The sequence below is a fragment of the Gluconobacter sp. GP1 genome (assembly GCF_032913585.1).
GTDB classification, from domain to species: Bacteria; Pseudomonadota; Alphaproteobacteria; order Acetobacterales; family Acetobacteraceae; genus Gluconobacter; species Gluconobacter cerinus.
The window spans coordinates 100,117-122,671 of record NZ_JASGXC010000007.1 but is presented as its reverse complement, the minus strand read 5'-3'; the positions used below and the strand labels follow the sequence as shown (position 1 = coordinate 122,671).

Below are 22,555 nucleotides of genomic sequence, written 5' to 3'. Positions count from 1 at the left end.
CCCCAGGCCGGAAACAGCTTGGGGTTTTCGTTCGTCCACCCGACGCAACCGTCAGATGGCCGGCAAGGTCATCCTCAAGAAAAATCGCAAGTTCTCCATTCTCCGGAATGAGTTTGAGCCGCGTGATCAGAGACCGCATCGCTTTTCTAGCCTGCGTCCCAGTGGCCTCGTTCTGCAGGCTAGCGTAAAGAGCACCGAGGAGTGTCAGCACAATCTTCTCGCGATCAACGTCAGCAGCGCGTCGTCAGCTTTCAGCCGGGCCCCGGTGCGCTTACAGAGCGTCGGTCAGGCGGACGACTTGGCGGGCATAGATCGCCGTGTCACCTAGCAGCAGGGACGCTAACGCGGTCTTGCCGGCTTTTCGCGCGTTCATCTCTGCCTTGGAAATGCCTAGCAATCAGTTGGCAGTGAAGAGAAGGCTTATGATCCAGGGGTTGCCGGTCAGTGCAGGAACCTGAGCGCCTAAACATAGACAGCTCAGTGGCATCCTCCTGCTTTCCCACTGCAAGCCTTACAATTGCCGCATCCTTTTGACGGGATAGCAACAGGGGTGCGAGATTGTAACCCGCACGCAGTTTTCAGGCGCCCCCAGCTCACTGGAAAGAGACGTGCATACCAGTAGAGTGCTGCGATACTGACCAGTAGAATGGCAACGATTGTTTCAATCATCATGCGTCTCCTGTGACAGCCCTGGCGACGTGATAGACTATGAAGGCTGCGACATATGCCAAACCAAAAAGATACGCTGTTGCTCCCAGAACGACTTTCATGGACCGGGTTTCCCGTCGCATGACAGCCAGAGTCGAGATGCATTGCGGAGCATAAACATACCACGCCAGCAGCGAGAGAGCGGTAGCAATGCTCCATTGGCTCGAAAGAAGTGGCAGAAGCTTCGCGGATGCAGCGTCTTCACTCACCCCGAGGGCATAGACTGTTGCAAGCGCACTGACGGCGACTTCACGTGCAGCGAGGCCGGGAATCAGGGAAACGCAGATCTGCCAGTTGAAACCGATGGGAGCAAAAATCGGGAGCATAAGGTGGCCAATCCGTCCCGCAAGGCTGTAGTCAATAGCAGCACCGGTTGCGCCGGCGGGGGGAAGCGGGAAACTGGATAGACCCCAAAGCAGGACATTCAGCGATACAATGATCGTACCAACCCGTGACAGGAACATCACGGCACGCTGCCACAGACCGAGCGCTAGGCTTTTGAGATTAGGGCGCCGATACGGAGGGAGCTCCAGAAGGAGTGGATGTTCTTCTGATTTGACGCCACGCGTCATGATGCGGGCGGCGATGATGCCGCTGACGATCGCCAAAGCATAGAGCCCAAACAGAACCAGACCCTGAATTCCAAAAATCCCAAGAACTGTTTTGTGCGGGATGAATGCGCCAATTAGCAGTGTGTAAACTGGCAAACGGGCGGAGCACGTCATGAGTGGAGCAATCAGGATCGTGACCAGCCGATCCCGGGGATTCTGAATGGTGCGTGCGGCCATAATGCCGGGAATGGCGCAGGCAAAGCTGGAGAGAAGCGGGATGAAAGACCGGCCACTCAGTCCGGCCAAAGCCATGACACGGTCCAGTAGGAATGCCGCACGCGGCAGATATCCCGACTCTTCCAAGGCCAGAATCCACAGGAAGAGAATCAGAATTTGCGGGAGGAAAACAATGACTGTTCCTGCACCTGCGATAACGCCATCAGCCAGTAAGCTCCGCAAGACACCGTCAGGCAGCGGCCTGAGAATGAACTCCCCAAGCATGGTAATGCCACTTCCCAGAGCATCCATGAGAGGTTGTGCCCAGGCAAAGACTGTCTGGAACATCACGAACAGAACGACCAGCAGAATGACTGGGCCCCAGACAGGATGCAGGAACCAGCGATCCAGTCGATCAACTAATCGGGCATGGCCAGCAGAGCGATCCGTAACATATGCCTGAAGCAGACGTCGGACTTCGGCATGAAGGTCCGCGTCCGGAGAAAGCGCTTTTGGTGGAGGCGGAAGAGGGTGGTCCAAGGCTTCCAATAAAGGCTGAACACCCTGCCTGTTCAGGCTGATGACAGGCACAATCGGCATGCCAAGTTCTTGCTCAAGCCCGGCAATATCAATGGTCATGCCATTGCGCTTGGCCTCATCCATCATGTTGAGCGCAACGATGATGGGAACTTCAAGCTGACGAAGTTCCAGCAGAAAGCGCAGATGGAGCCGAAGATTGGTTGCAGAAATAACGCTGATCAGAAGTTCAGGACGTTTTTCAGTACGGTGCTGTCCCAGGCAGACATCGCGCGTGACATCCTCATCCGGGCTTGTAGAGGCCAGACTGTAAGCCCCAGGAAGATCCAGAACGCGGATCGGGCGACCTTGCGGCGTGGAGAAAAAGCCTTCTTTTCGCTCGACTGTGACGCCAGCGTAGTTCGCTACTTTCTGACGGCTTCCGGTCAGCTGGTTGAAAAGCGAAGTCTTGCCGCAGTTCGGGTTTCCAACAAGGGCAGTCTGTAACACATGAGTCATAGGAGACGGCGAGGCGGGAGACGTCATTATGATGGTCAGACTGGGCGGCGCAGAACAATACGCGCTGCTTCTCCTTTGCGGAGCGCAAAACGGGATGTGCCAAGACTAACAGCAATAGGGTCTGCGCCGATTGGACCGGTCGCCACAATTTCCACTCTCTCGCCCGGAACAAAGCCAAGTTCACCGAGGCGGGCAGAAATGGGGTCTGCCAGTGTCAGCTCTTCGACCCGATCAATAATGGCATGATCTCCTTTGGAGAGTGTATTCAGATACCACATCAGTTTCTTATCCCAGTGCCTCCCAGCTCTCCCTTGGGCGTGCTGGCCGTTTCCCTAGATAGGCTCATCCGGCGGGAGCGAAAAGAGAGAGATGAGAATTATTTGCATCCACAGTTTACTTATTGACTGTGTGCCTCAGGATTTTTCTTGCGTGATATCATGTGGGCCGCCTCAAGAACGCCAGAAAGAGCCCGTCTGATAGGGCTGAATGGTCGGAATGAGCGTGGAGATGCTATGAACGCCTTCGCATGACCGCAGAGGAGCCGTGACCTATGAAGAGTATGACGAGAGAAGACGAGATTCCGGCAGACGGCTGTGTGCATTGTGCCACCAGTGAGGTCCCCGGTGAGAAGCGCGTTGAGCAACCCCAGAAGAAGGCACTGCTGAACCGCATCCGTCGGATCGAAGGTCAGGTTGGTGGTATCCTGAACATGGTTCAGGATGACCGTTACTGCGTTGATATTCTCACACAGATCTCCGCAATCAAATCCGCGCTTGATGGTGTTTCCATCCAGATCCTGTCCACCCACGCTAATGGTTGTGTCAGGAAAGCCGTGCAGACGGACGGTGGCGAAGAGGCGATTGACGAGCTTTTGCAGGTCGTGCGCCGGATGATGCGCTGACGCCTCCTCTTTTCCATCGGTGGATTTAGCGGTCCTGTGTCGCGTCCGGGGCTGTGTCAGAAGGAGCGTCCATGCTCATCGCCTGACAGGCCTTGAGCTGCTGCTGCATCTTCGGAGTTAAAGGTTTGCTCTGCGTCTTGAGAGTTTCAAGGCGCTCGCAGAGTTCCATCTGCTGATCCATGGTCAGGCCTGCCAGAGGATCTGCCTTTACCTTTACGGCCACAGGCGCCTTTGGTTCGGTTGTCTGGCTGGAGGCAGCATATGCCACTGTGGCGAACAGAAAGGCAGAGGCGGTGAGAAGAGCTTTTTTCATTATAAGAACTCCTGAAAAATGAAGATCAGAACCAGCTTCTGATGCCGAGGCTGAAGCGTACCGAGCCGGGCTTTTCGCCCTGATCCCGTACGATCCTGCGAGCCTGTGTCAGATGGCCGGAATATGTGACGCCCACATAAGGCGCGAATTTTCGCCATAGCTCGTAACGAAGCCTGAGCCCGGCATCGACGTCTGACAGGCCTGCGCCTGCCTGCCGGGCTGGATCAGACTTCGTATAGAGATTGAACTCCGCCTGAGGCTGGAGAATAAGACGATTGGTCAATAGGAAGTCGTATGATCCTTCGACGCGGGCACCGAAGCGCCCACGATCACTGACATAACCTGTGGCCTGGAACTCGAACTGGTATAAGGCCAGCCCTTGAATACCGAAGGCCCCCCACGTCCGGGCCGGGCCATCATCCAAGTCAACACGCACGCCTCCCTGCAGGTTCCAGTATGTGGAAATGGCACGGCTGTAGAGAATATCCTGCTGGCCATCGCTTAGGCGCCCTTTCTCAAGGGTGCCTTCAGACTTGATCCAGAGTCGATTATAATCCGTGCCGTACCAGACTTCACCGTCCCAGCGGAAATCAGTGCCGGCGGGGGCATAGCGCCCTTCTGCCTGCTCCAGAATGCCATGGAACCAGCTGCTCTGGTCCATCATCACGGGCATGATGTTGCCAAGATGCGTGACCGCGCCCGGAATCGGAGCATCCGCGGCGTGATATTGCGTGGTGTCTTCGGCATGAGCCATACCGGTTCCAGCCAGAAGCATGGTTGCTGCCCAGGCGGCTTTCATGACACCACCACGGTGCGAAACATGCCCAGATCCATGTGATAGAGCAGATGACAGTGATAGGCCCACATGCCGGGAATATCTGCCGTCACGAGATAGCTCATGCGAGATCCCGGTTGTGAAATGATGGTGTGCTTGTAAGGGCGATAATCGCCTTGGCCATTCTCCAGTTCACTCCACAGGCCATGTAGATGGATCGGGTGCTCCATCATGGTGTCATTGATCAGTGTGAAGCGGACCCGCTCTCCTTTTTTCAGGCGGATTGGTCCGGACTCTGAGAATTTTCGGCCATTAAAGCCCCAGATATAACGGTCCATATTTCCCGTCAGATGCAGGATGATCTCCCGTGATGGAGGCCTGCGGTCTGCGCCCGGTCGTGTCGCGCGAAGCTGCCCATAATTCAGGACGCGTCGGCCATTGTTTTCCAGCCCATCCCCTGGGCTGTTTGTCCGATCAATCGGCATTATCGCGACGTTCTGGTTTTCGACATTAATCGGCGGCGGCCCAGGATCGTCGATTTCCATCTTTGGCATGGACATATGCCCCATATGGCTCATGTCCATGTGAGACATATCCATTCCAGGCATGTTCTTCATGTCCGTGCCGTGGTCCATGCTCTCTCCCGGCTTCATGTTGCCCATACCCATGTCGACCATGGTGCGGACGGGGCGTGGATCCATGGGCGGAATCAGTGCACTCATGCCCGAGCGAGGCGCCAGTGTGCCGCGGGCAAAGCCTGTTCGGTCTTCGCTTTGAGCAAAGATCGTATAGGCCCGGTCTTCCTTGGGCTGAACGATGACGTCATATGTCTCCGCCACGCCGATGCGGAATTCATCAATCGGAACTGGCTCCACATCGTTGCCGTCTGCCTGAACGACGAGCATTTCGAGCCCGGGAATCCGCACGTCAAACAGCGTCATGGTGGCGCCATTGATGAAGCGCAGACGCACACGCTCGCCTGGGCGGAACAGGCCGTTCCAGTTCATGTCTGGCGCGTTGCCGTTCAATGTATAGGTGTAGATAGCGCCTGAAACATCCGCGATATCGGTTGCGGCCATGTTCATCCGGGACCAGGCAAGCCGGTCCTTCAGAGCGGCCATGGCGCTCCCCGCATCACGGGCTTCTTTGGGAAAGGATGCGGCTGTTCGTTGACGGAAGACGTAATAGTCATCCTGCATTTTGAGATTGCTGACGATGTCATGCGGCATGACATCCGTCCATTCTCCCAGAAAGATAACATAATCCCGGTCGCAGGCATTCGGATCAGGACGAATGGGGTCAATGACGATGGCGCCATACAGTCCCATCGCTTCCTGCATGTTGGAATGGCTGTGATACCAGTATGTGCCGCTCTGATGCAGGCGAAAGCGATAGCTGAAAGTCTTGCCCGGTGGGATGCCCGCAAAGCTCAGGCCCGGCACGCCATCCATATTGGACGGGACGCGGATGCCGTGCCAATGGATCGACGTTGTTTCATCCAGCGCGTTTGAGACGTTCAGTGTGACGGTTTCGCCCTGTTTCCAGCGCAGGATGGGGCCAGGCACTGTTCCACCAATATTGGGGGCGTGCATGGATTTTCCATCGAGAGAAATATGCGTTCGGCTGACCTTTAGATCCCAGATATTGGAAGGGGTTGAAGGCAGAAGGCCTGTAGACGTGCGAGTGCTCGCTTGTGCTTTGTGAGGCAGGGCGCTTAGGCAGGCTCCCGCACCGAGGCTCGTAACAAAACGCCGCCGCGTCAGGGGGCGTATGGGGTCGAATGAATTAGGCATCAGCTGAAAACCGGGAAACGGTGCAGGAAAACCGGAGCGCACGGATGCACACTCCAGCCGCAGCAAAGCTGCGGATCGGGTCGTTTCAGGAAATCAGCTGTTTGGGGGGAGGGGGCGTCGGAATCCAGTCTGTTCCAGACAGCGATGTGTGGCCTGTTTTGGCAAAGCGTCTGGCAATCGCAGGATGCGCCGACAACGAGGGTGTGTTCGCAAGCGTCAAGAGAGGGTCAGCCGACACGGAATGGATGTGGCAGCAGCCCTGTCCATGCCCCGCGCGGTGATGATCATGGAGAGTGGGAGTTCCGAGGCCCGGCATACTGTGCTTGTCGCAGGCATCAGACGTCTTGTGAGTCATGGATGCGCAGTGCGTCATGGCCATGGCGTGTGCCCGTGATGCTGCATGCGCCGGAAAGGCACCAGCCATCAGTCCCACCTGCATCAGCAGGCAGGCGATGACGCCAAGCCATGTCCGGGTATGCGTTTTGAGCATCACAGATCCCTGTCTTCCACAGGCGTCTGGATGTCCTTTCGCCTGCCTCCTGCAATGACCCTATACCCAGGCAGGGAATGAATGGAAGAGACATTTCACCCACAGAGCATACACAAAAAGGAGGGAGACAGGATTTCTCTTGGATACCCCCCATCCGTACACATTATTTAATACGGTATATTAACGATTTTAATTTCAAAACCGCCCGGAAATTGCATAGGAGAAAAACATATACCCAACAGGGGTATGAAAGAATCGCAGTATTCCAAGGATACTGAGTAAGCCGGAAGGAAAATGACCATGACGCAGACAGCACATCTCAAAGTGGAAGGAATGTCCTGCGAAGGATGTGCAAAGCGTCTGCGCGAGGCGCTGGAACACGTGCGCGGCGTCTCATCGGTTACAGTCGTACTGGCTGGCGGACAGGTTACGGTGGCGTACGATCCCGACGTGGCAACTCCTGCGGGGCTGGCCGAAACTGTTGAAGAGACAGGGTTCGACCTGGTTTCCTAACGCGCGTCGCCTTCTCATTCAGAGAGGCGCACGGTACACAACACCCGGTTCAATCTGTGAAACCAGTCCGGGTGTCATGCTGCAGCGTTATATTGTCAAATCGAAACAAATTGTGCGGCAGAGTTATTTTTTCTGGGCAGGTTTTATGACACATCACGGCATTGACGCATCCAGACGTTTCCTGAAGTTCTCGGTCTCCGGGTCTGCCCTTCTTTGTGGGACTGTCCTGATGGGCTCCGCTCCTGATGCTCAGGCTGCTGAACGCGGAGAGAAAACACGCCAGAAAATGTCTCATTGCCGCATTCAGCACAAAGATGCGGGGGGACGACAGGTCTGCGGGAAGCCGATGGTTTCTCCGGAAACTACAGCCGCTATTGCTGAAGCACCCGTGGCCCAAAGCCCCGATCTGGCCTCGACCGTAGAAGGCGGAACAGAGAACCTGCGTGTTTATGGAACGCCACGCTCCTATACCGCACCCGCCGTAGAGGCATGGGGTAAAACGCTTGTCGCATTGAAGGATATTCCGCACTCCATTTCTGTCATCACACAGCAGCGCATGGAAGATTCCAACATGCTGACGATGACGGACGCCATGCGGCAGATTAACGGTATCCGCGTTCTTCCCGGTTCCACTGCCAACAGTAATTTCTATTCACGCGGCTATCAGCTCACGACGTCCATCGATAATACGCCGAACGCTGCTGGAACGCTGAACAATGCGAGTTTTGACCTGTCCATGTTTGACAGGATCGAGGTCATGCGCGGGTCGGCTGGACTATTGCAAGGTGCTGGCGGAGCTGGTGGCGTTGTCAATCAGGTGACAAAAAAGCCCGGCAAGGATTTTGCTGCAAGCGGAAGTGCCTCGGTTGGTAGCTTCAATAATTATCGCGCCGATGTTGATCTGACCGTTCCGCTCAATCGCTCCAAAACGCTACGGTTCCGTACGGCCGACGTCTTTCAGGATAACGATTACTTCTACAAGTATGCCCATAATCGGATGTGGCAGGCTTATGGCGCTTTGGAATGGGACATCACACCGTCCACCACATTCCTTGTGTCTCATGCAGCTCAGAAGCAGAATATTGATGCACCCTATTACGGGCTCCCCGTCACGACCACGCGGACGCTCTGGTATGGCGGGCGCGATGCGAACCCCACGCCTCCCTGGGGCTACAGCAATTACATGACGCAGCAGACGATCGCCTCGTTGACGCAGAAGCTCTGGGGCGACTGGAGCGTCACAGCACGTGGGACATTCTACGACCAAAGCTACAATACATCGTATAATTCTCCCGACACTCTTCCGGATGTGCGTACCGGCCTTACAAGTTACGTAGACAGTGGGACTTTCCCTTATCGTGGGACCAATACATCCAGATCTGCGGACATCTACGCAACAGGCAGCTTTCGCCTTCTGCACCGCACGCACCATTTGCTGCTGGGCTTTAATTATAACGCCTACAACACACATGTTGCCTACGGAGCTGTAAATTCAGACGCGCTCTACTCTGATGTCAGCATTAACAATACGGCAGTTGTAAAGAAGCCTGCCACAGGCAGTATTACCTATAACCCGGCGGACGGGGCTGAAGGCACAGACGACAATGCTTATCAGTGGGGGTTCTATGGTCAGCTACGCCTTGAGCTGATCCATCATCTTTCGCTGATTCTTGGCGGCCGGGTGTCACGCTTTTCCGAAAAGACGCGGGATGGCAGTCCGTCTCCGGAAAGCCCATGGAAAACCACGGCGAATATTCATGGCCAACTGACGCCTTATCTCGGCACGGTGTATCAGATCACGCCCAACCTCTCCTGGTACGCCAGCTATGCCAGCATCTTCACACCTTCTGTGGGGCGGCTGACTTTCAACGGAGAAGGTTTGACGCCGCAGCAGGGCAATCAGGTCGAAACGGGGTTTAAGGGCGAGTACTTCCATGGGCGCCTCAATATCTCGACAGCCCTGTTTCGTATGGAGAGTGTGAACCAGCCTGTTCAGGATCCGGATCACACCAGCTTTTATATCACGACCGGCCCAATCCGTCGGCAAGGCTGGGAAGCGCAGGTGGATGGCCAGATCCTGCCGGGACTGGATGTCTCCATCGGATACACATATCTGGATACCAAGGTTTCCAACCCGAAAGTTTCAGACTTCGGGGGTGTTTTCTCACCGCATCACATGTTCAAGTCCTGGGTACATTACAATGTGCAGCAAGGTCGTCTGAAGGGACTGAACTTTGGCGTCGGGCTGGACGCATACAGCAATCTTCGGGGCAGTTATGCCACGACAGTCCAGGGCGGTTACATGACGCTCGACAGCGTCATTGGGTACCGGTTCAACAAGCATCTCAAACTTCAGCTGAACGCCTATAACCTGACAGACCGCTATTATTACGAACGTGCCAGCGGCGTCTGGCAGTTTAACTTCCCAGCCGCTCCCCGCAGTTTCATGGCAACGCTTCGTGGCACATACTGAATCCCCGACACCCCCACATTCTCTTTCTGACTGGAAGGTTCTGCTCCCCTACTGGCGGTCGGAAGATCGCTGGAAGGCGCTGGGCCTACTGGGCAGTATTATCGGCTTGTCCTTTCTGGATGTTCAGGTCGCGGTGTGGTTTGGGAAATGGGACCAGACCTTTTTCGACACAATGTTCGCGTACCGTGTTGCAGCCTGCATTGCGTTACTGCCAATTTATATTCTGATGACGTCGCTTAGCGCCGGAATGAGAGTTATCCAGCAATATATGACACAGGTGCTCTCCATGCGCTGGCGCCTGTGGAATACACGGGTTTTTCTGCGCAAATACCTCTCCGATGACGCCTATTATCATCTGGAACATGGTCAGAACCGGGCGGATAACCCGGACCAGCGTATTGCCGATGATCTGGCCCAGATGACCGTCTGGACGCTCCGCCTCGGGCTGGAAGCCATTCAGGCTGTCACAACCTTTTTGTCCTTTGCAGTCGTGCTTTGGACAATTGGTGGAACGCTCTCATTTGTCTGGCATGGTTGGCACATCGTCATCCCGGGATACATGTTCTTTGGAACGACGATTTCCATTCTTCTGGTCTCGTTCGTGCTTGAGAAAGCAGGTGGCCCCCTCGTAAGCGCTAATTATCGTCAGCAGCATTACGATGCTGATTTACGCGCGACCTTGCTGGATGTTCGCCGCAACGCGGAACAGATCGCGTTCTATGGTGGGGAGGCTGCGGAGCACTTCCGTTTGTCCGAATGCCTGAACCGTATTGCCAAAAACTGGCGCGGCGTCATGACCTACACGTGGCGCGCCAATACTGTGGTCGAACTCTATACGGGTGGCGTTAATATCGTTTTGTGGGCGCTGCTTGTGCCGAAGCTGCTGGCACATGCTCTGACGTTTGGTCTGTATTCGCGAATCAATTCAGCATTCATGAATGTCCGCCGAAGCCTGCAATGGTTTATCGAAAATTACACGGATCTGGCAACGCTTCGCTCCATCCTTCAGCGTCTGGGGGAGTTTGAGCGTGTTGTTGTGAGCCTTCCGGCTGGTGGCATCGTGCGGACGCCGACGGATGCAGACGGGCTTGAAATCAAAGCTCTGTCTCTGGATCGCTCTGATGGTTCTCGCATCGTTGATATAGGAAGTCTCCATATTCCTGCGGGAGAGCGATGGTTCATTAGCGGGCCATCCGGGGCAGGAAAGAGCACCATGCTTCGTGCCCTCGCCGGACTATGGACGCGGGGGACGGGGCATATTTCTTTCAACATGCGCGATGCCATGTTCCTGCCTCAGCGCAGTTATGTTCCGGCTGGCTCTTTGCTTCAGGCCCTTAGCTATCCAGCAACCCCGGATCGCTATGCCCGTGAAGCCTGTGAAGAGGCGCTTCTGGCGGCAAATCTGGAGTTTCTTATGCCAGACCTGGAGAATGAAGCGGCCTGGGGAGACGTGTTATCTCCGGGAGAGCAGCAACGACTGGCATTTGCTCGGGTTTTTCTTGCTCGACCATCCACGTTGTTCCTCGATGAAGCGACGTCTGCTCTGGATGAGAAGAACGAGGCTGATCTTTATGCGCGCCTCCTTGAACGCCTGCCTCACATCACCCTCATCAGTGTTGCGCATCACGCAGCCCTCAAGGCATTTCATGGCCAGGAAATGATTCTTCGCGAAAAAAGCGTAACTGTTCAGCGTCTTTTATAATACCATATGGGGGTATATTATTCCCCTTTGTTTTGGAGCCTGTGGCTTCGCGAATTCCGTTCGCTCAGGAGAGTCCCAGATGTCACAAACGGTCAGTTTTCCAGTTGGTGGAATGACCTGTGCGGCCTGCGCTGCGCGGATCGAGAAAGTTCTGAACCGCAAGGATGGTGTTCAGGCAGCCGTCAATTTTGCGTCTGAGCGTGCGCAGGTCGAACTGGAAGGCTCGGGCACCACAGTCGGGGACGTTATTGCCGCAGTGCGCAAAGCCGGTTTCTCGGTGGATGAGCAGAGTGTGGACTTCGCAATTACGGGCATGACCTGCGCTGCCTGCGCTGCGCGGATTGAAAAGGTTCTGAACCGGATGCCGTCCGTGCAGGGAAGCGTAAATTACGCTGCCGAGCGTGCGCATGTCACTTATGTTCCAGGCATTGTGACGCCTGATGATCTTGCAACCAAAATCACCAAGGCTGGGTTTGGGGCATCTCGTCTGGATGAAGGGACGCGCGAAGATCCGAAGGCAAAGCGTGAAGCTGTATGGCGTCGGGAGCGAAACCGCTTTCTGCTGACATTCGTACTTGCACTACCGCTTTTCATTGAAATGTTCGGAATGTTGCTGGGGCGTATGGAGACAGTCCCGCTTGCGGTTCAGTTTGTAAGTGCGACGCTGGTTCAGTTCGTCTGTGGCGCTCATCTTTATCGCCGGGCCTGGAATGCAGTTCGGGGCGGATCGGCGAACATGGATGTGCTGGTCGTTCTGGGAACGAGTATCGCGTATCTGTTCAGTGCCCTGGTGGCGATCCTGCACTTGCCCCAGCCAGTTTATTTTGAAGCCAGCGGTGCAATCATCACTCTGATTTCGCTCGGCAAGCTGATGGAAACGCGCGCCAAAGTACGTACCAGTGCAGGGATTGAAAGCCTGTTGCAGCTTCAGCCGCAAACCGCACATGTCGAGCGGGACGGTGTTCTGGTTGATCGTGCGGTAGCTGATATGCACACCGGAGACATCTTTGTCGTCCGGCCGGGCGAGAGTGTCCCGGTGGATGGCGAAGTGCTGGATGGTGCTTCCGATGTAAACGAAGCCATGCTGACGGGCGAAAGCGTACCGGTTCTGAAGCAGGTCGGGAGTGAAGTTTTTGGCGGGACGATCAACGCGAACGGTATGCTGCGAGTTAAGGCAACAGGTGTTGGCTCGGATACAGCTCTGGCGCGGATTGTTCGCATGGTCGAGCAGGCGCAGGGATCGAAAGCAAATGTCCAGAGACTGGCAGACCGTGTTTCCGGCATCTTTGTTCCCGCCGTTGTCGCATTCGCTGTTGCGACTTTCCTGATCGGATGGCTGGTGACGGGTTCCATGACATGGAGCCTGATTTCAGCGGTTTCTGTTCTCGTCATTGCCTGTCCTTGCTCGCTTGGTCTGGCTACACCGACGGCCATCATGGTCGGGACAGGGCGAGGGGCCCAGAATGGTATTCTGTTCCGGAATGCAGATGCGCTGGAGCAAGCCGAGAAACTTACGACAATCATTCTCGATAAGACTGGAACCCTGACGCAAGGTCGCCCGACCGTCACCAGTTTGCATCCTGCTGTCGGCGTTTCGGCTGACCGTCTGCTGGCCGTAGCTACATCCCTGGAGCAGAATTCCGAGCATCCTCTGGCTCGGGCTATCGTGGATTATGCATCAGCTCACCATGCGACGATTTTGAGTGTGGATGGGTTCAAGGCCATCCCAGGTCTGGGCGTTGAGGCCCAGATTGACGGAGAGGCAGCCTTGCTCGGATCTCCGCGCTATCTTACGCAGGCCGGCTACAGCCTGGATGCTCTTCCTGTGGCGGCGCTCGAAAATGAAGGGCAGACCGTAATTGCGGTCGCCACGGGAGGACGCCTGCTTGGCATCGTCGCGTTGGGGGATGGTCTTCGCCCGGATGCCATTTCAACGGTTACAGCGCTGAAGGCACGTGGAATCAAGGTTGTCATGCTGACGGGCGATAATGAGCGTGCCGCAGCTGTTGTTGCGCGGCAGGTTGGCGTGGATGATTACCTCGCTGGCGTTTTACCGCAGCACAAGGCTGAAAGCGTGACGAAATATCGTGCTGAAGGTGCCGTTGTGGGGATGGTCGGGGATGGCATCAATGATGCACCGGCCCTGGCAGCAGCGGACGTGGGCTTTGCTGTCGGGGCCGGTTCTGCCGTTGCGTTGGACACGGCAGATGTCGTGCTTATGAAGAGTGAATTGGCGGCCGTTCTGGATGCCATTTCCCTATCCAGGGCTACGCTTTCGAAGATCCGGCAGAATTTGTTCTTTGCCTTTATCTACAACGTTCTGGGTCTGCCACTGGCCGCACTGGGCATGCTGAACCCGATTGTCGCGGGTGCAGCCATGGCCATGAGCTCAGTCTCGGTCGTTAGTAATTCCCTGCTGCTGAACCGCTGGAAACCACATTCTCATCACTGAGCTGGTGGCGTGAGGCGGCGCTGAACAAAGGAGATAAGGGTTCTGGCGCCATGGCTCCAGAGTCCCAGAAAGTCATTACTCCCCACATGTCCTGTCAGACCGGCATCCGTAAATTCAGCCTGCCACCGTTGTGCCAGTAGCCGGGCACGATCGTTGGAAAGCCACTGATCGTTCCGGCTGGCCATCATGGCAACGGGAACCGGAGAGGGAGCCTCTGAAAGTGGAGCAAACGCGTTGATGCGAGATGCTTCCGGGTGCGTCGTATGCTCAATATCCGCTGGCGCGACGAGGAACGCACCAGCGACATTGGATGACTCATGCTGTGCGAGCCACCGCATGGTCAGGACCGCACCAAGGCTATGGGCGATCAGAAGGACAGGTTTTTCTGCTTGCTGAATGGCCTGTGTCAGCGCAGCGTCCCACTCTTCCGGTGTTGGATTTTCCCAATCTGCCTGATGCAGGCGAGGCAGGCCAAAAGCAGTTTCCCATCGGGTCTGCCAGTGGTGCTGTCCGGAACCGAAAAGCCCTGGCACAAGCAAAGGCGTGAACTGTGTTTTGATGTGATGAAATTCGGCGGCAAGAACCGTCTCTTCAGACGAGTGCTGAAAGGAAAGCGCTCGAGCACTCGCTGCTAGGTCCAGAGCAGTTGCGCGGCCAGAGAAAAGGTTCATGCCCAAAGCCTCCAGAAACCTGACCGGGAGACAATTCCCGATCAGGATTTGTGATCTGGATTAATAACGAACATAAATCAGAGTTCAATAAAATAACTATATTATAAAGTTATTTTATTGAACATTCTTAGGCCAGCCCGTCGAAAAGCTGTGTGGAGAGATAACGCTCCGCAAAAGACGGGGCGATAACAACAATCGTCTTGCCGCGATTGGCGGTTTTCTTGGCCAAAGTCATGCCAGCATAGAGTGCGGCGCCAGAGGAAATTCCGATGGGAATGCCTTCGACGGCGGCACAAAGACGGGCTGTTGTCAGCGATTCCTGCTCTGAAACCTCAATCACGCTATCCAGTGCCCGCAGATCCAGCGTATCTGGCTGGAATCCGGGGCCAATACCCTGAATACCGTGGGGGCCAGGTTCATCACCATGTAGAACGGCGCTTTCCCGTGGTTCTACACCAAAGACCTTGATCGCCTTGTTGTGTTTCTTGAGGCCGTGCGCAATTCCGGAGGCTGTGCCGCCAGTGCCCAGCCCGGCTACAACCATATCCACTTGCCCGGCAGTGTCGTTCCAGATTTCTAACGCGGTTGTCTGCTCATGAACTGCCGGATTGGCGTCATTTTCAAACTGACTTGGCATCCACGCGTCAGGCAGCGTTTCCATCAGCTCTTCTGCCCGGCGGATGGCACCCGCCATTCCGTCATTTGCAGGTGTCAGCTCGGTTGTCGCGCCCATGAGACGCAGCATCTTGCGCCGCTCAATGGAGGCACTTTCCGGCATGGTGACGATCAGGCGATAGCCTAGCGCAACAGCCGCAAATGCAAGCGAAATGCCTGTATTGCCGGATGTCGGCTCAATGAGGGCTGTCCGTCCCGGCGTGATCAGCCCGCGGGCCTCGGCATCGCGGAGCATGGCAACGCCAATACGGTCCTTGACGGAGCCTAGCGGGTTGAAGAACTCGAGCTTCAGCAGGAGGCGCCCCTGCAGCTTTTCCTGTTCCGTCAGGCGGGGTAGTGCAACGAGCGGCGTGCCCCCGACTGTCTCCAGGAATGAGTTGTAAACCTTACCGCGCGGAGCGGCATAACCTTCGAAGGGAGCGGGGGAAGACAAGGCCTTTTTGTTCATATCGTTTCTGTATCACAGGACGTGGAAAAGGGCAGGACGGAATTTGATCTTAAAAAACTAAATATAAAAGTAATATAATATATAATTTTACGAATCACTTATTGTTTATCGTAATATATTGACGATCTGACGTTTCATCCGTTATGAGAGCATGAACTGATCCACCGGAAGGGCATCCTGATGATGTGTCGAATGTGCTGCTGGCAACCCCCGTGTTGCCGACTTTCCGCGAGCCGGAATTCTTTCTCTTTTCATTCGTAATTTCCCGACAGCACACAGATGTCGGGCGCTTTTAAGGTTCGACGTCATGCTTGGTTCCACAGTTATCGAAATCAATGGTATTTTTCTCGGCGTTGCCATTCTGGTCAGCGCAACGGGTGCGCGCCGCTTCTATGCCGCCCATGACAGCGTTCGCGGGCTGCATAACCAGACCCTGACAGATTTGTCCGCCCTGCGCCGCCTGGTCTCGCAGCACGCACGGTCCGTTCTGAGGCCGATCTGAAATAAACGATTTACGTTTCTTCCTTTACACCTCTTCTCTTCCCCTGTCGGTCCGCTAGAACGGTAGGCTGAACAGATCGGCAGATGGGAGTGTGTGTGGGAGGAAACGGTTTTCTGCGAATGATCCGCGCGCTTTCCGTCAAGAAAGGCGTTGCTCTTGCAGTCGCGGCGTTGGGGCTCGTCATTCTGGCGAGCTTATGCGCTCCGCTCTACGCCCAAATGGCGGGAGTGGACCCGTTTTCTTCCAACATCGCGGGAACCACCACACGTCACGGCCAGTCACTGGACCTGATGCAGCCCAACGATAATCCTCTGCATCTGGGTTTGACGCCCCTGGGGCCTGACTGGTCACCGGGTGCCTATATGCTGGGTTCTGATTCCCAGGGACGGGATGTTGCGTCTCGTCTGTTGTATGGCGGTCGAAGCTCCCTCTTGATCGCGGTATCGGCCGCACTGCTGTGTCTGTGCCTCTCGGGAAGTATCGGTATTTGTGCCGGATATTTCGGGGGGTGGGTGGATGTCGTCCTGTCCCGGTTACTCGATATCCTGTGGGCTATCCCGGTTTACCTGTTTGCCATTTCACTGTCGGTTGTAACGGTAGGGCATGGCCTTCATCTGGGGTTTATAACGCTTGCTGCCGATAGCTTTCTGATTCCCATAGGCATTATTGCGCTGGTTTATGTGCCGTATGCTGCCCGCCCATTGCGAGCCCGTGTCCTGAGTCTGTCACGAGCAGAATTCGTCATGGCTGCCCGGGGGATGGGAGCCTCGGATTTTCGTATTCTCCGACGTGAAATCCTGCCCAGTCTTGCGCCTTCGATGGTTGTTCTCGGGCCTCTCGTCATGGCTCTTTGCCTTCTGGCGGAATCGGCGTTGTCCTTTCTGTCTCTTGGTGTGCAGGCCCCCGCAGCGTCATGGGGAACGCTCATTCAGGATGGAGAAGGCCTTCTTTATACGAGGCCGATTGTCGCCATAGCGCCGGGCATAGCGATTGTCGTGACAGTGCTGGCCCTGAATGTTCTGGGGAATGCCCTTCGGGATCATCTGGACCCGAAGGGAGCCGGTCGATGATACGCAGTTTCCTGTCGCGCACCGGGCAGATGGCGCTGGTGATTTTCGGCATTTCCGTTCTGGTATTCTGCATTTTCTTCGCCACTCCCGGAGCAGACCCGACTGCGCGTATCGCAGGGAGAGGCGCTAGCCCGCAGGTCATGGCGCGGATCCGTACCGAATATGGGTTCGACCGCCCGTTACCTGTTCAGTACGTGCGCATGATGGAGAAATTGTTCGTCACCAGAGATCTCACGTCTTTCGTCAATCACGGTCAGAAAGTCGTGCCCGAAGTGGTGTCTGCGGCGCCGGTAACGCTGTCCCTCGTTGTGTGGGCTGCCTTCTTCTGGGTTGTGGGATCTCTGGGAATTGGCGTTGCGTCCGCGGTGCTAAGGGATAGCTGGGTGGACCGCGTCCTGATGGTGCTGGGTCTGATCGGGCTGTCCATGCCGGTTTTCTGGCTCGGGGAGGTGATCAATCTGTTCACCCAGAGTCGCTGGCACGATACGTGGCTGTTTCGATGGGTGCCTCCGCTGGGATATGTACCGCTCTCTCAAAGTCCGATCGGCTGGGCAAAATCCCTGCTTCTTCCATCGCTGACGCTCTCGGTCTCCTTCATGGGACTATATGCCCGTATTCTGCGATCAGAGCTTCTGAGTGCGATGGGAGAAGACTCTATCCGCACGGCAAGAGCGAAAGGCGCAGGGCCGGCACGTGTGTGGCTCTGGCATGGATTGCGACTGTCATGGTTGAGCTATGTCTCTCTCTTCGGTCTGGATTTTGCCCAGTTGCTAGGAGGCGGAGCGTTGCTGACAGAAGTCGTGTTTGCTTTGCCGGGCGTGGGACGTCTGACTTATCAGGCTCTGGCCACCCTGGATCTGCCTCTGATCATGGCGACGGTCATGTATGCAGCCGTATTCGTTGTCATCGCGAATGCTCTGGTGGATGGACTGTATGCGCTCCTCGATCCGCGTATCAGGAATGGTCAGCATGGACGCTGAACAGTTGCTCGATATTCAGGGCCTGAAGCTGAACCTGCCCGATGGTACGCGGCTCCTTGAAGGTGTCTCGTTTCACCTGAAAGCTGGCGAGGCTCTGGGAGTCGTGGGGGAATCTGGGTCGGGGAAGAGCCTTACGGCCATGAGCGTCATGGGGCTTCTTCCCGGCCTGAAAGCATCAGGGCGCATCCTCTTTTCTGGACAGGAACTGGTTAACCTTCCGGACAAGGCTATGCGTAAGCTTCGGGGCGCGCGGATTGCGATGATCTTTCAGGACCCGATGACGGCTTTTTTACCAGTAAGGTCTATCGGGGCGCAGATTGACGAGCAGATCCGTTTGCATCATCGCGTCAGTAGACGCGAGGCCCGTGCAAGGACGGTGCAGCTTCTGGAGCGGATGGGTGTGCCCGATCCGGCCATGGCCGCAAAGAGGTACCCTCATCAATTGTCAGGCGGTCTGCGCCAGCGCGCCATGATTGCGATGGCACTCTCCTGCACACCGGCCCTACTGATTGCTGATGAGCCTACGACGGCGCTTGATGTCACAGTGCAGGCTCAGATCCTGACATTGCTGCGCGAAATCCGGGAAGACGGCGCCGGGGTCATGCTGATTACGCACGATATGGGTGTTGTCGCGCAGGCCTGCACACATGTGGCAGTCATGTATTCCGGACTGGTGGTTGAAAATGGCCCGGTTCGGGATGTGCTGGATCGTCCCTTGCATCCCTATACTCAGGCGTTGCTCGCAGCCATTCCACCCCTGGACGGTCCCAGACCCGAACGGCTTCCAACCATTCTAGGTCAGCCGCCGACACCTGATAGTCGTCCAACCGGGTGTGTGTTTGCTCCCAGATGCAGCGTCGTTCGGCCAGAATGTGCCGTGCGTCCGCCGCTGACTGAAATCGAGGAGGGACGACGCGTGGCGTGTGTCCTGTATGCGGCATGAGTGTTCTGCTGGAAGCGCGCAATCTGGAGAAATCTTACCGTCTTGGCCGGGGACGTGTGTTGCATGCTGTCTCGGGTGTTTCCCTGCAGGTGCGGAAAGGAGAAGCTCTGGCGCTCGTCGGGGAATCCGGATGCGGAAAGTCGACCCTGGGACGTACTCTGATTGGTCTGACACAGCCGACATCTGGCAAGGTTATGTTCGACGGGGAGGAAATTTCCGGACTGTCCGATCGCGCAATGCGCCCTTGGCGCGCGCGAATGCAGATGGTCTTTCAGGATTCTTCTGCTGCCTTCAATCCACGCCGAACCGTGGGGGAGTCTCTGGCCGAGCCCCTCCGCATTCATCGTCGGCACGGGGTTAGGGAGCGTGTTGCGGAACTGCTTGATCAGGTGGGTCTTTCCCAGTCAGTCGCGGGGCGTTTTCCGCATGAGTTCTCCGGGGGGCAGAGACAGAGGTTGAACATTGCCCGCGCTTTGGCGCTAGGGCCGGAGCTTCTTGTCGCAGACGAGCCCGTTTCCGCACTGGACGTTTCTGTTCAGGCTCAGATCGTCAATCTGTTTGGGGATCTGCGGGCTTCTCTCGGCGTGGCATGCATCTTTATCTCTCATGATCTGTCCGTTGTCCGGCAAATGGCAGATCGGATTGCTGTCATGTATCTGGGCAGTATTGTGGAAGAGGGAAACGGCCTCGATGTGCTGGACCGGCCGGCACACCCCTATACCAAAGCATTACTGGATGCGGTTCCGCGCCCGGATCGGGCCTTGCCGCCGCCTTTGCAAGGCGACGTGCCTAGCCCGATCAATCCGCCATCAGGGTGTCGTTTCCATACCCGCTGTCCGATTGCCCAGCCGCGTTGTGCAACAGAACGTCCTGTACTTCAGCCGTCCGGTGAGGGACGGCAGGTCGCCTGCCATTACCCTCTGTGAAGTTGAAATTCAGCGAGAGGCCGTTTCAAAAGCCAGTGGGTAAAGGGACGCAACCAGTAACAGAGCCATCGCATAGTTGAAGCTCCGTAACAGAAGCGGCCGATGAAGCCACCGTCTCATGCCTGCGCCAAAGCCGGCCCAGAGCGCGACGGAAGGGCAATTCACCAACCCACAGATGACGCCGGCGATGGCAAGGTTGAAGAAGAAACCTTCCTTCGGAACATAGGCTGCAACAATACCGACGGCCATGACCCAGGCTTTCGGGTTGACCCACTGGAAACCAGCAGCCTGCAGGAAGCTGATGGGCTTTCCTTTCCCATTGGCTTCAGGCGTTGCTGAGGATGTGGCAATTTTCCAAGCCAGCCAGAGCAGATAAGCCGCGCTGGCATATTTCAGGCCAACGTAAAACCAGGGTGCATGCTCAAACAGGCTTCCCAACCCAAGGCCGAGAATAACCACCATTAGGACAAACCCCAGCGCAACCCCAAGCATATGTGGGATCGTCCGGCGGAATCCGTGTGTCAGCCCGGAGGACGCCAGCATCATATTGTTGGGGCCGGGCGTAACGGATGCGACAAACGTGAAAAGAACGAGAGGCGCAAAAGCCTGCCAGTAAGTCGGCATGACGGAATTTCCTGTTGCAGACGGGATTATCCTGATCACTATGACAAGGATTACCGGAACAGTACCGGTACAGTTGAACAGGATTCTTTCAGACTGTTCCGGAGGTTTGACCATGACAGTAATGCCAGCTCAGCATGGGACATTTCCCCTCTGGAAGCCCGTCCGTGGTGGTGACACAACGCTCGTCGAGCAACTCGAAACTGAATTCGCCGAGCGTATAGAGACACACAGGCTCAGGCCCGGCAGCCGCCTGCCGTCAGTTCGCAAGATGGCCGAAAGCGCAGGGCTCAGTCGCTATACGGTGATGGAAGCGTATGAGCGTCTTCTGGCGCGCGGGCTGGTTTTGTCACGGCCAGGCGCGGGATATTTCGTGCGCTCACCCGTCGAGCCGCCGGTCTTTGCGGAAGCCATAACGCAGGCGCCCCCGGAACAGTCAAAGCTCGATGTGACATGGCTTTTGCGCGAAATGTTCGGCACCGGACAGTCTAATCGCCTGACTGCGGCCTCTGGTGTTCTTCCATCGCACTGGCTGGATGCGGATCTGATCGCCAGCGCCATTCGGGCGGCCGCACGGGAAGATTCTGCGGGGTTACTGCAGTACGGCCATCCCCAGGGGAGCCCGCAGTTACGCCGACATATTGCGGCCATGCTGGGTGGTCAGGGAATCGCTGCGCATCCGGATCATCATCTGCTGATGACGGCGGGTGTCACGCATGGAATTGATCTTGTGCTGAGATTGATGGTCCAGCGTGGAGATACCGTACTGGTGGAGGAGCCGGGCTGGCCTTTGATTTTTGGTCGCCTGGCTGCCTACGAGGCAAGAATCATCAGTGTGCCGCGGGGACGGGAAGGGCCGGATCTGGAGGTTCTGGAGCGTCTGGCTGCGGAGCATAAACCGAAGCTTTTCCTAATTAACAGCGTTGTTCACAACCCCACGGGTTATACTCTCGGAGCCGCAGCGGCGCATGATATCCTGCGTTTGGCCGAGAAATATGACTTCATGGTTCTGGAAGACGATACCTACGCGGACTTCCATGATGGAACTGCTATTCGTCTTGCATCCATGGACCGCCTGCAACGGGTTATTCTCGTTACAGGCTATGCCAAGACGATGGCGGCTGGTCTGAGAGTGGGTGTGCTGGCGGCACGTCCGGATATTGTGGCGCGGCTGACGGACCTAAAACTTCTTGCTGGTTTATGTACGCCGCAACTGGGAGAAAACGTCATGGCACGTCTTCTGAAAGATGGACACTATGGTCGGCATCTTTCCCGGCTCCGGCAGAGGGTCAATCAGGCGCGCCAGAAATGTGCTGATGCGCTCATCGGATGTGGTCTTACGCTGCCGTATCTTCCGCCTGCGGGTATTTTCGTCTGGGCGGATTGTGGGCAGGATTCTGAGGCCGTTGCGCGGGCGGCATCTGCAAAAGGGATGCTTTTGGCACCCGGAACATTATTTTCTCCGACGCAGGCACCGTCGAGCATGTTGAGGTTTACCGTCAGTGCTGTGGAGCAGCCCGAGCTCTGGTCTGTTCTAAAAGGTCTTCTCTGAGGCGGCGCGCTGCAACAGCTATAAAGGCGTGCTTGAAGCTGCGGCATAACGAAGCGGAAAGTGAGCTCGGTCTTGTGTGTCAGTGGGCGTTATTTGTGCTCTCGAAAAAGCAACGCGTTATGCGTATCTTGGATATGGACGGCAACGCCCTCTTCGGTGCAGGACTTTGCTAGTCTCCCATTTTCATATTCGGGGTTTCCCCATCTTCACCAGGGTCGAACTTTGACAGTCCAGCCAGCCTTCTT

The 22,555-nt window shown here is 56.1% G+C and carries 20 protein-coding genes; 11 read left to right on the top strand and 9 right to left on the bottom strand.

Going from position 1 to position 22,555, the window contains the following annotated elements:
* Positions 1-668: 668 nt before the first annotated feature.
* Both R5H23_RS14425 and R5H23_RS14420 read right to left on the bottom strand, forming a co-directional pair.
* Entirely contained in the window at positions 669-2,510 is a 1,842-nt protein-coding gene (locus R5H23_RS14425; RefSeq protein ID WP_317215873.1) for a ferrous iron transporter B, read from the bottom strand.
* Between the two features lie 35 nt (positions 2,511-2,545).
* The gene (locus R5H23_RS14420; RefSeq protein ID WP_046900211.1) at positions 2,546-2,788 is read right to left on the bottom strand and encodes a FeoA family protein; all 243 of its coding nucleotides are present in this window, start codon (positions 2,786-2,788) and stop codon (positions 2,546-2,548) included.
* 281 nt (positions 2,789-3,069) lie between these two features.
* Between R5H23_RS14420 and R5H23_RS14415 the strand changes: the two genes are divergently transcribed.
* Positions 3,070-3,411 carry a metal-sensitive transcriptional regulator gene (locus R5H23_RS14415; RefSeq protein ID WP_408870800.1) on the top strand — a complete coding sequence of 114 codons (342 nt, stop codon included), beginning with the start codon at positions 3,070-3,072 and terminating at the stop codon, positions 3,409-3,411.
* 25 nt (positions 3,412-3,436) lie between these two features.
* Here the strand turns inward: R5H23_RS14415 and R5H23_RS14410 are convergent, their stop codons facing one another.
* The 4 genes from R5H23_RS14410 to R5H23_RS14395 all read right to left on the bottom strand — a co-directional run bounded on the left by R5H23_RS14410 (position 3,437) and on the right by R5H23_RS14395 (position 6,782).
* A complete protein-coding gene (locus R5H23_RS14410; RefSeq protein ID WP_317215872.1) occupies positions 3,437-3,724 on the bottom strand; it encodes a hypothetical protein in 288 nt (95 codons plus the stop codon).
* A gap of 25 nt (positions 3,725-3,749) precedes the next feature.
* Positions 3,750-4,499: a copper resistance protein B gene (locus R5H23_RS14405; protein WP_317215876.1), complete on the bottom strand. Its 750-nt coding sequence runs from the start codon at positions 4,497-4,499 to the stop codon at positions 3,750-3,752.
* Between the two features lie 20 nt (positions 4,500-4,519).
* Positions 4,520-6,292 (bottom strand): copper resistance system multicopper oxidase, encoded by a 1,773-nt coding sequence (locus R5H23_RS14400; RefSeq protein ID WP_317215870.1) that lies wholly within the window; start codon positions 6,290-6,292, stop codon positions 4,520-4,522.
* Between the two features lie 85 nt (positions 6,293-6,377).
* Positions 6,378-6,782 carry a hypothetical protein gene (locus tag R5H23_RS14395; RefSeq protein WP_317215869.1) on the bottom strand — a complete coding sequence of 135 codons (405 nt, stop codon included), beginning with the start codon at positions 6,780-6,782 and terminating at the stop codon, positions 6,378-6,380.
* 300 nt (positions 6,783-7,082) lie between these two features.
* Here R5H23_RS14395 and R5H23_RS14390 point away from each other — a divergent pair, with 300 nt between their 5' ends.
* From R5H23_RS14390 to R5H23_RS14375, 4 genes are all read left to right on the top strand, one after another.
* Positions 7,083-7,295, top strand: a complete 213-nt coding sequence (locus R5H23_RS14390) for a cation transporter (RefSeq protein WP_317215868.1) — start codon at positions 7,083-7,085, stop codon at positions 7,293-7,295.
* 76 nt (positions 7,296-7,371) lie between these two features.
* Positions 7,372-9,768, top strand: a complete 2,397-nt coding sequence (locus tag R5H23_RS14385; protein ID WP_317215867.1) for a TonB-dependent siderophore receptor — start codon at positions 7,372-7,374, stop codon at positions 9,766-9,768.
* A complete protein-coding gene (locus R5H23_RS14380) occupies positions 9,755-11,470 on the top strand; it encodes an SbmA/BacA-like family transporter (protein WP_317215866.1) in 1,716 nt (571 codons plus the stop codon). Before R5H23_RS14385 ends, R5H23_RS14380 begins: the two co-directional genes overlap by 14 nt.
* 79 nt (positions 11,471-11,549) lie before the next feature.
* On the top strand, positions 11,550-13,922 hold the full coding sequence (locus R5H23_RS14375) for a heavy metal translocating P-type ATPase (protein ID WP_317215865.1): 2,373 nt from the start codon (positions 11,550-11,552) through the stop codon (positions 13,920-13,922).
* Here the strand turns inward: R5H23_RS14375 and R5H23_RS14370 are convergent.
* Together R5H23_RS14370 and cysK are read right to left on the bottom strand one after the other, a co-directional pair.
* Positions 13,916-14,593 carry an alpha/beta fold hydrolase gene (locus R5H23_RS14370; RefSeq protein WP_317215864.1) on the bottom strand — a complete coding sequence of 226 codons (678 nt, stop codon included), beginning with the start codon at positions 14,591-14,593 and terminating at the stop codon, positions 13,916-13,918. The genes R5H23_RS14375 and R5H23_RS14370 overlap by 7 nt on opposite strands.
* A gap of 127 nt (positions 14,594-14,720) precedes the next feature.
* Positions 14,721-15,716 (bottom strand): cysteine synthase A, encoded by a 996-nt coding sequence (cysK, locus tag R5H23_RS14365; RefSeq protein WP_046900204.1) that lies wholly within the window; start codon positions 15,714-15,716, stop codon positions 14,721-14,723.
* 307 nt (positions 15,717-16,023) lie between these two features.
* Between cysK and R5H23_RS14360 the strand changes: the two genes are divergently transcribed.
* The 5 genes from R5H23_RS14360 (at position 16,024) to R5H23_RS14340 (ending at position 20,137) form a co-directional block, all read left to right on the top strand.
* A complete protein-coding gene (locus R5H23_RS14360) occupies positions 16,024-16,218 on the top strand; it encodes a hypothetical protein (RefSeq protein ID WP_046900203.1) in 195 nt (64 codons plus the stop codon).
* 119 nt (positions 16,219-16,337) lie between these two features.
* The gene (locus tag R5H23_RS14355; RefSeq protein ID WP_211498744.1) at positions 16,338-17,288 is read left to right on the top strand and encodes an ABC transporter permease; all 951 of its coding nucleotides are present in this window, start codon (positions 16,338-16,340) and stop codon (positions 17,286-17,288) included.
* On the top strand, positions 17,285-18,268 hold the full coding sequence (locus R5H23_RS14350; protein ID WP_317215863.1) for an ABC transporter permease: 984 nt from the start codon (positions 17,285-17,287) through the stop codon (positions 18,266-18,268). Before R5H23_RS14355 ends, R5H23_RS14350 begins: the two co-directional genes overlap by 4 nt.
* A complete protein-coding gene (locus R5H23_RS14345) occupies positions 18,258-19,211 on the top strand; it encodes an ABC transporter ATP-binding protein (protein WP_317215862.1) in 954 nt (317 codons plus the stop codon). The genes R5H23_RS14350 and R5H23_RS14345 overlap by 11 nt, the downstream gene beginning before the upstream one ends.
* A complete protein-coding gene (locus R5H23_RS14340; RefSeq protein WP_317215860.1) occupies positions 19,208-20,137 on the top strand; it encodes an ABC transporter ATP-binding protein in 930 nt (309 codons plus the stop codon). The genes R5H23_RS14345 and R5H23_RS14340 overlap by 4 nt, the downstream gene beginning before the upstream one ends.
* Positions 20,138-20,146: 9 nt before the next feature.
* On the opposite strand, the gene R5H23_RS14335 is transcribed toward R5H23_RS14340, so the two are convergent.
* A complete protein-coding gene (locus R5H23_RS14335) occupies positions 20,147-20,761 on the bottom strand; it encodes a LysE family translocator (RefSeq protein WP_086634204.1) in 615 nt (204 codons plus the stop codon).
* Positions 20,762-20,873: 112 nt separating this feature from the next.
* Between R5H23_RS14335 and R5H23_RS14330 the strand changes: the two genes are divergently transcribed.
* Positions 20,874-22,310, top strand: a complete 1,437-nt coding sequence (locus R5H23_RS14330) for a PLP-dependent aminotransferase family protein (RefSeq protein ID WP_317215859.1) — start codon at positions 20,874-20,876, stop codon at positions 22,308-22,310.
* The last annotated feature ends 245 nt before the right edge of the window (positions 22,311-22,555 follow it).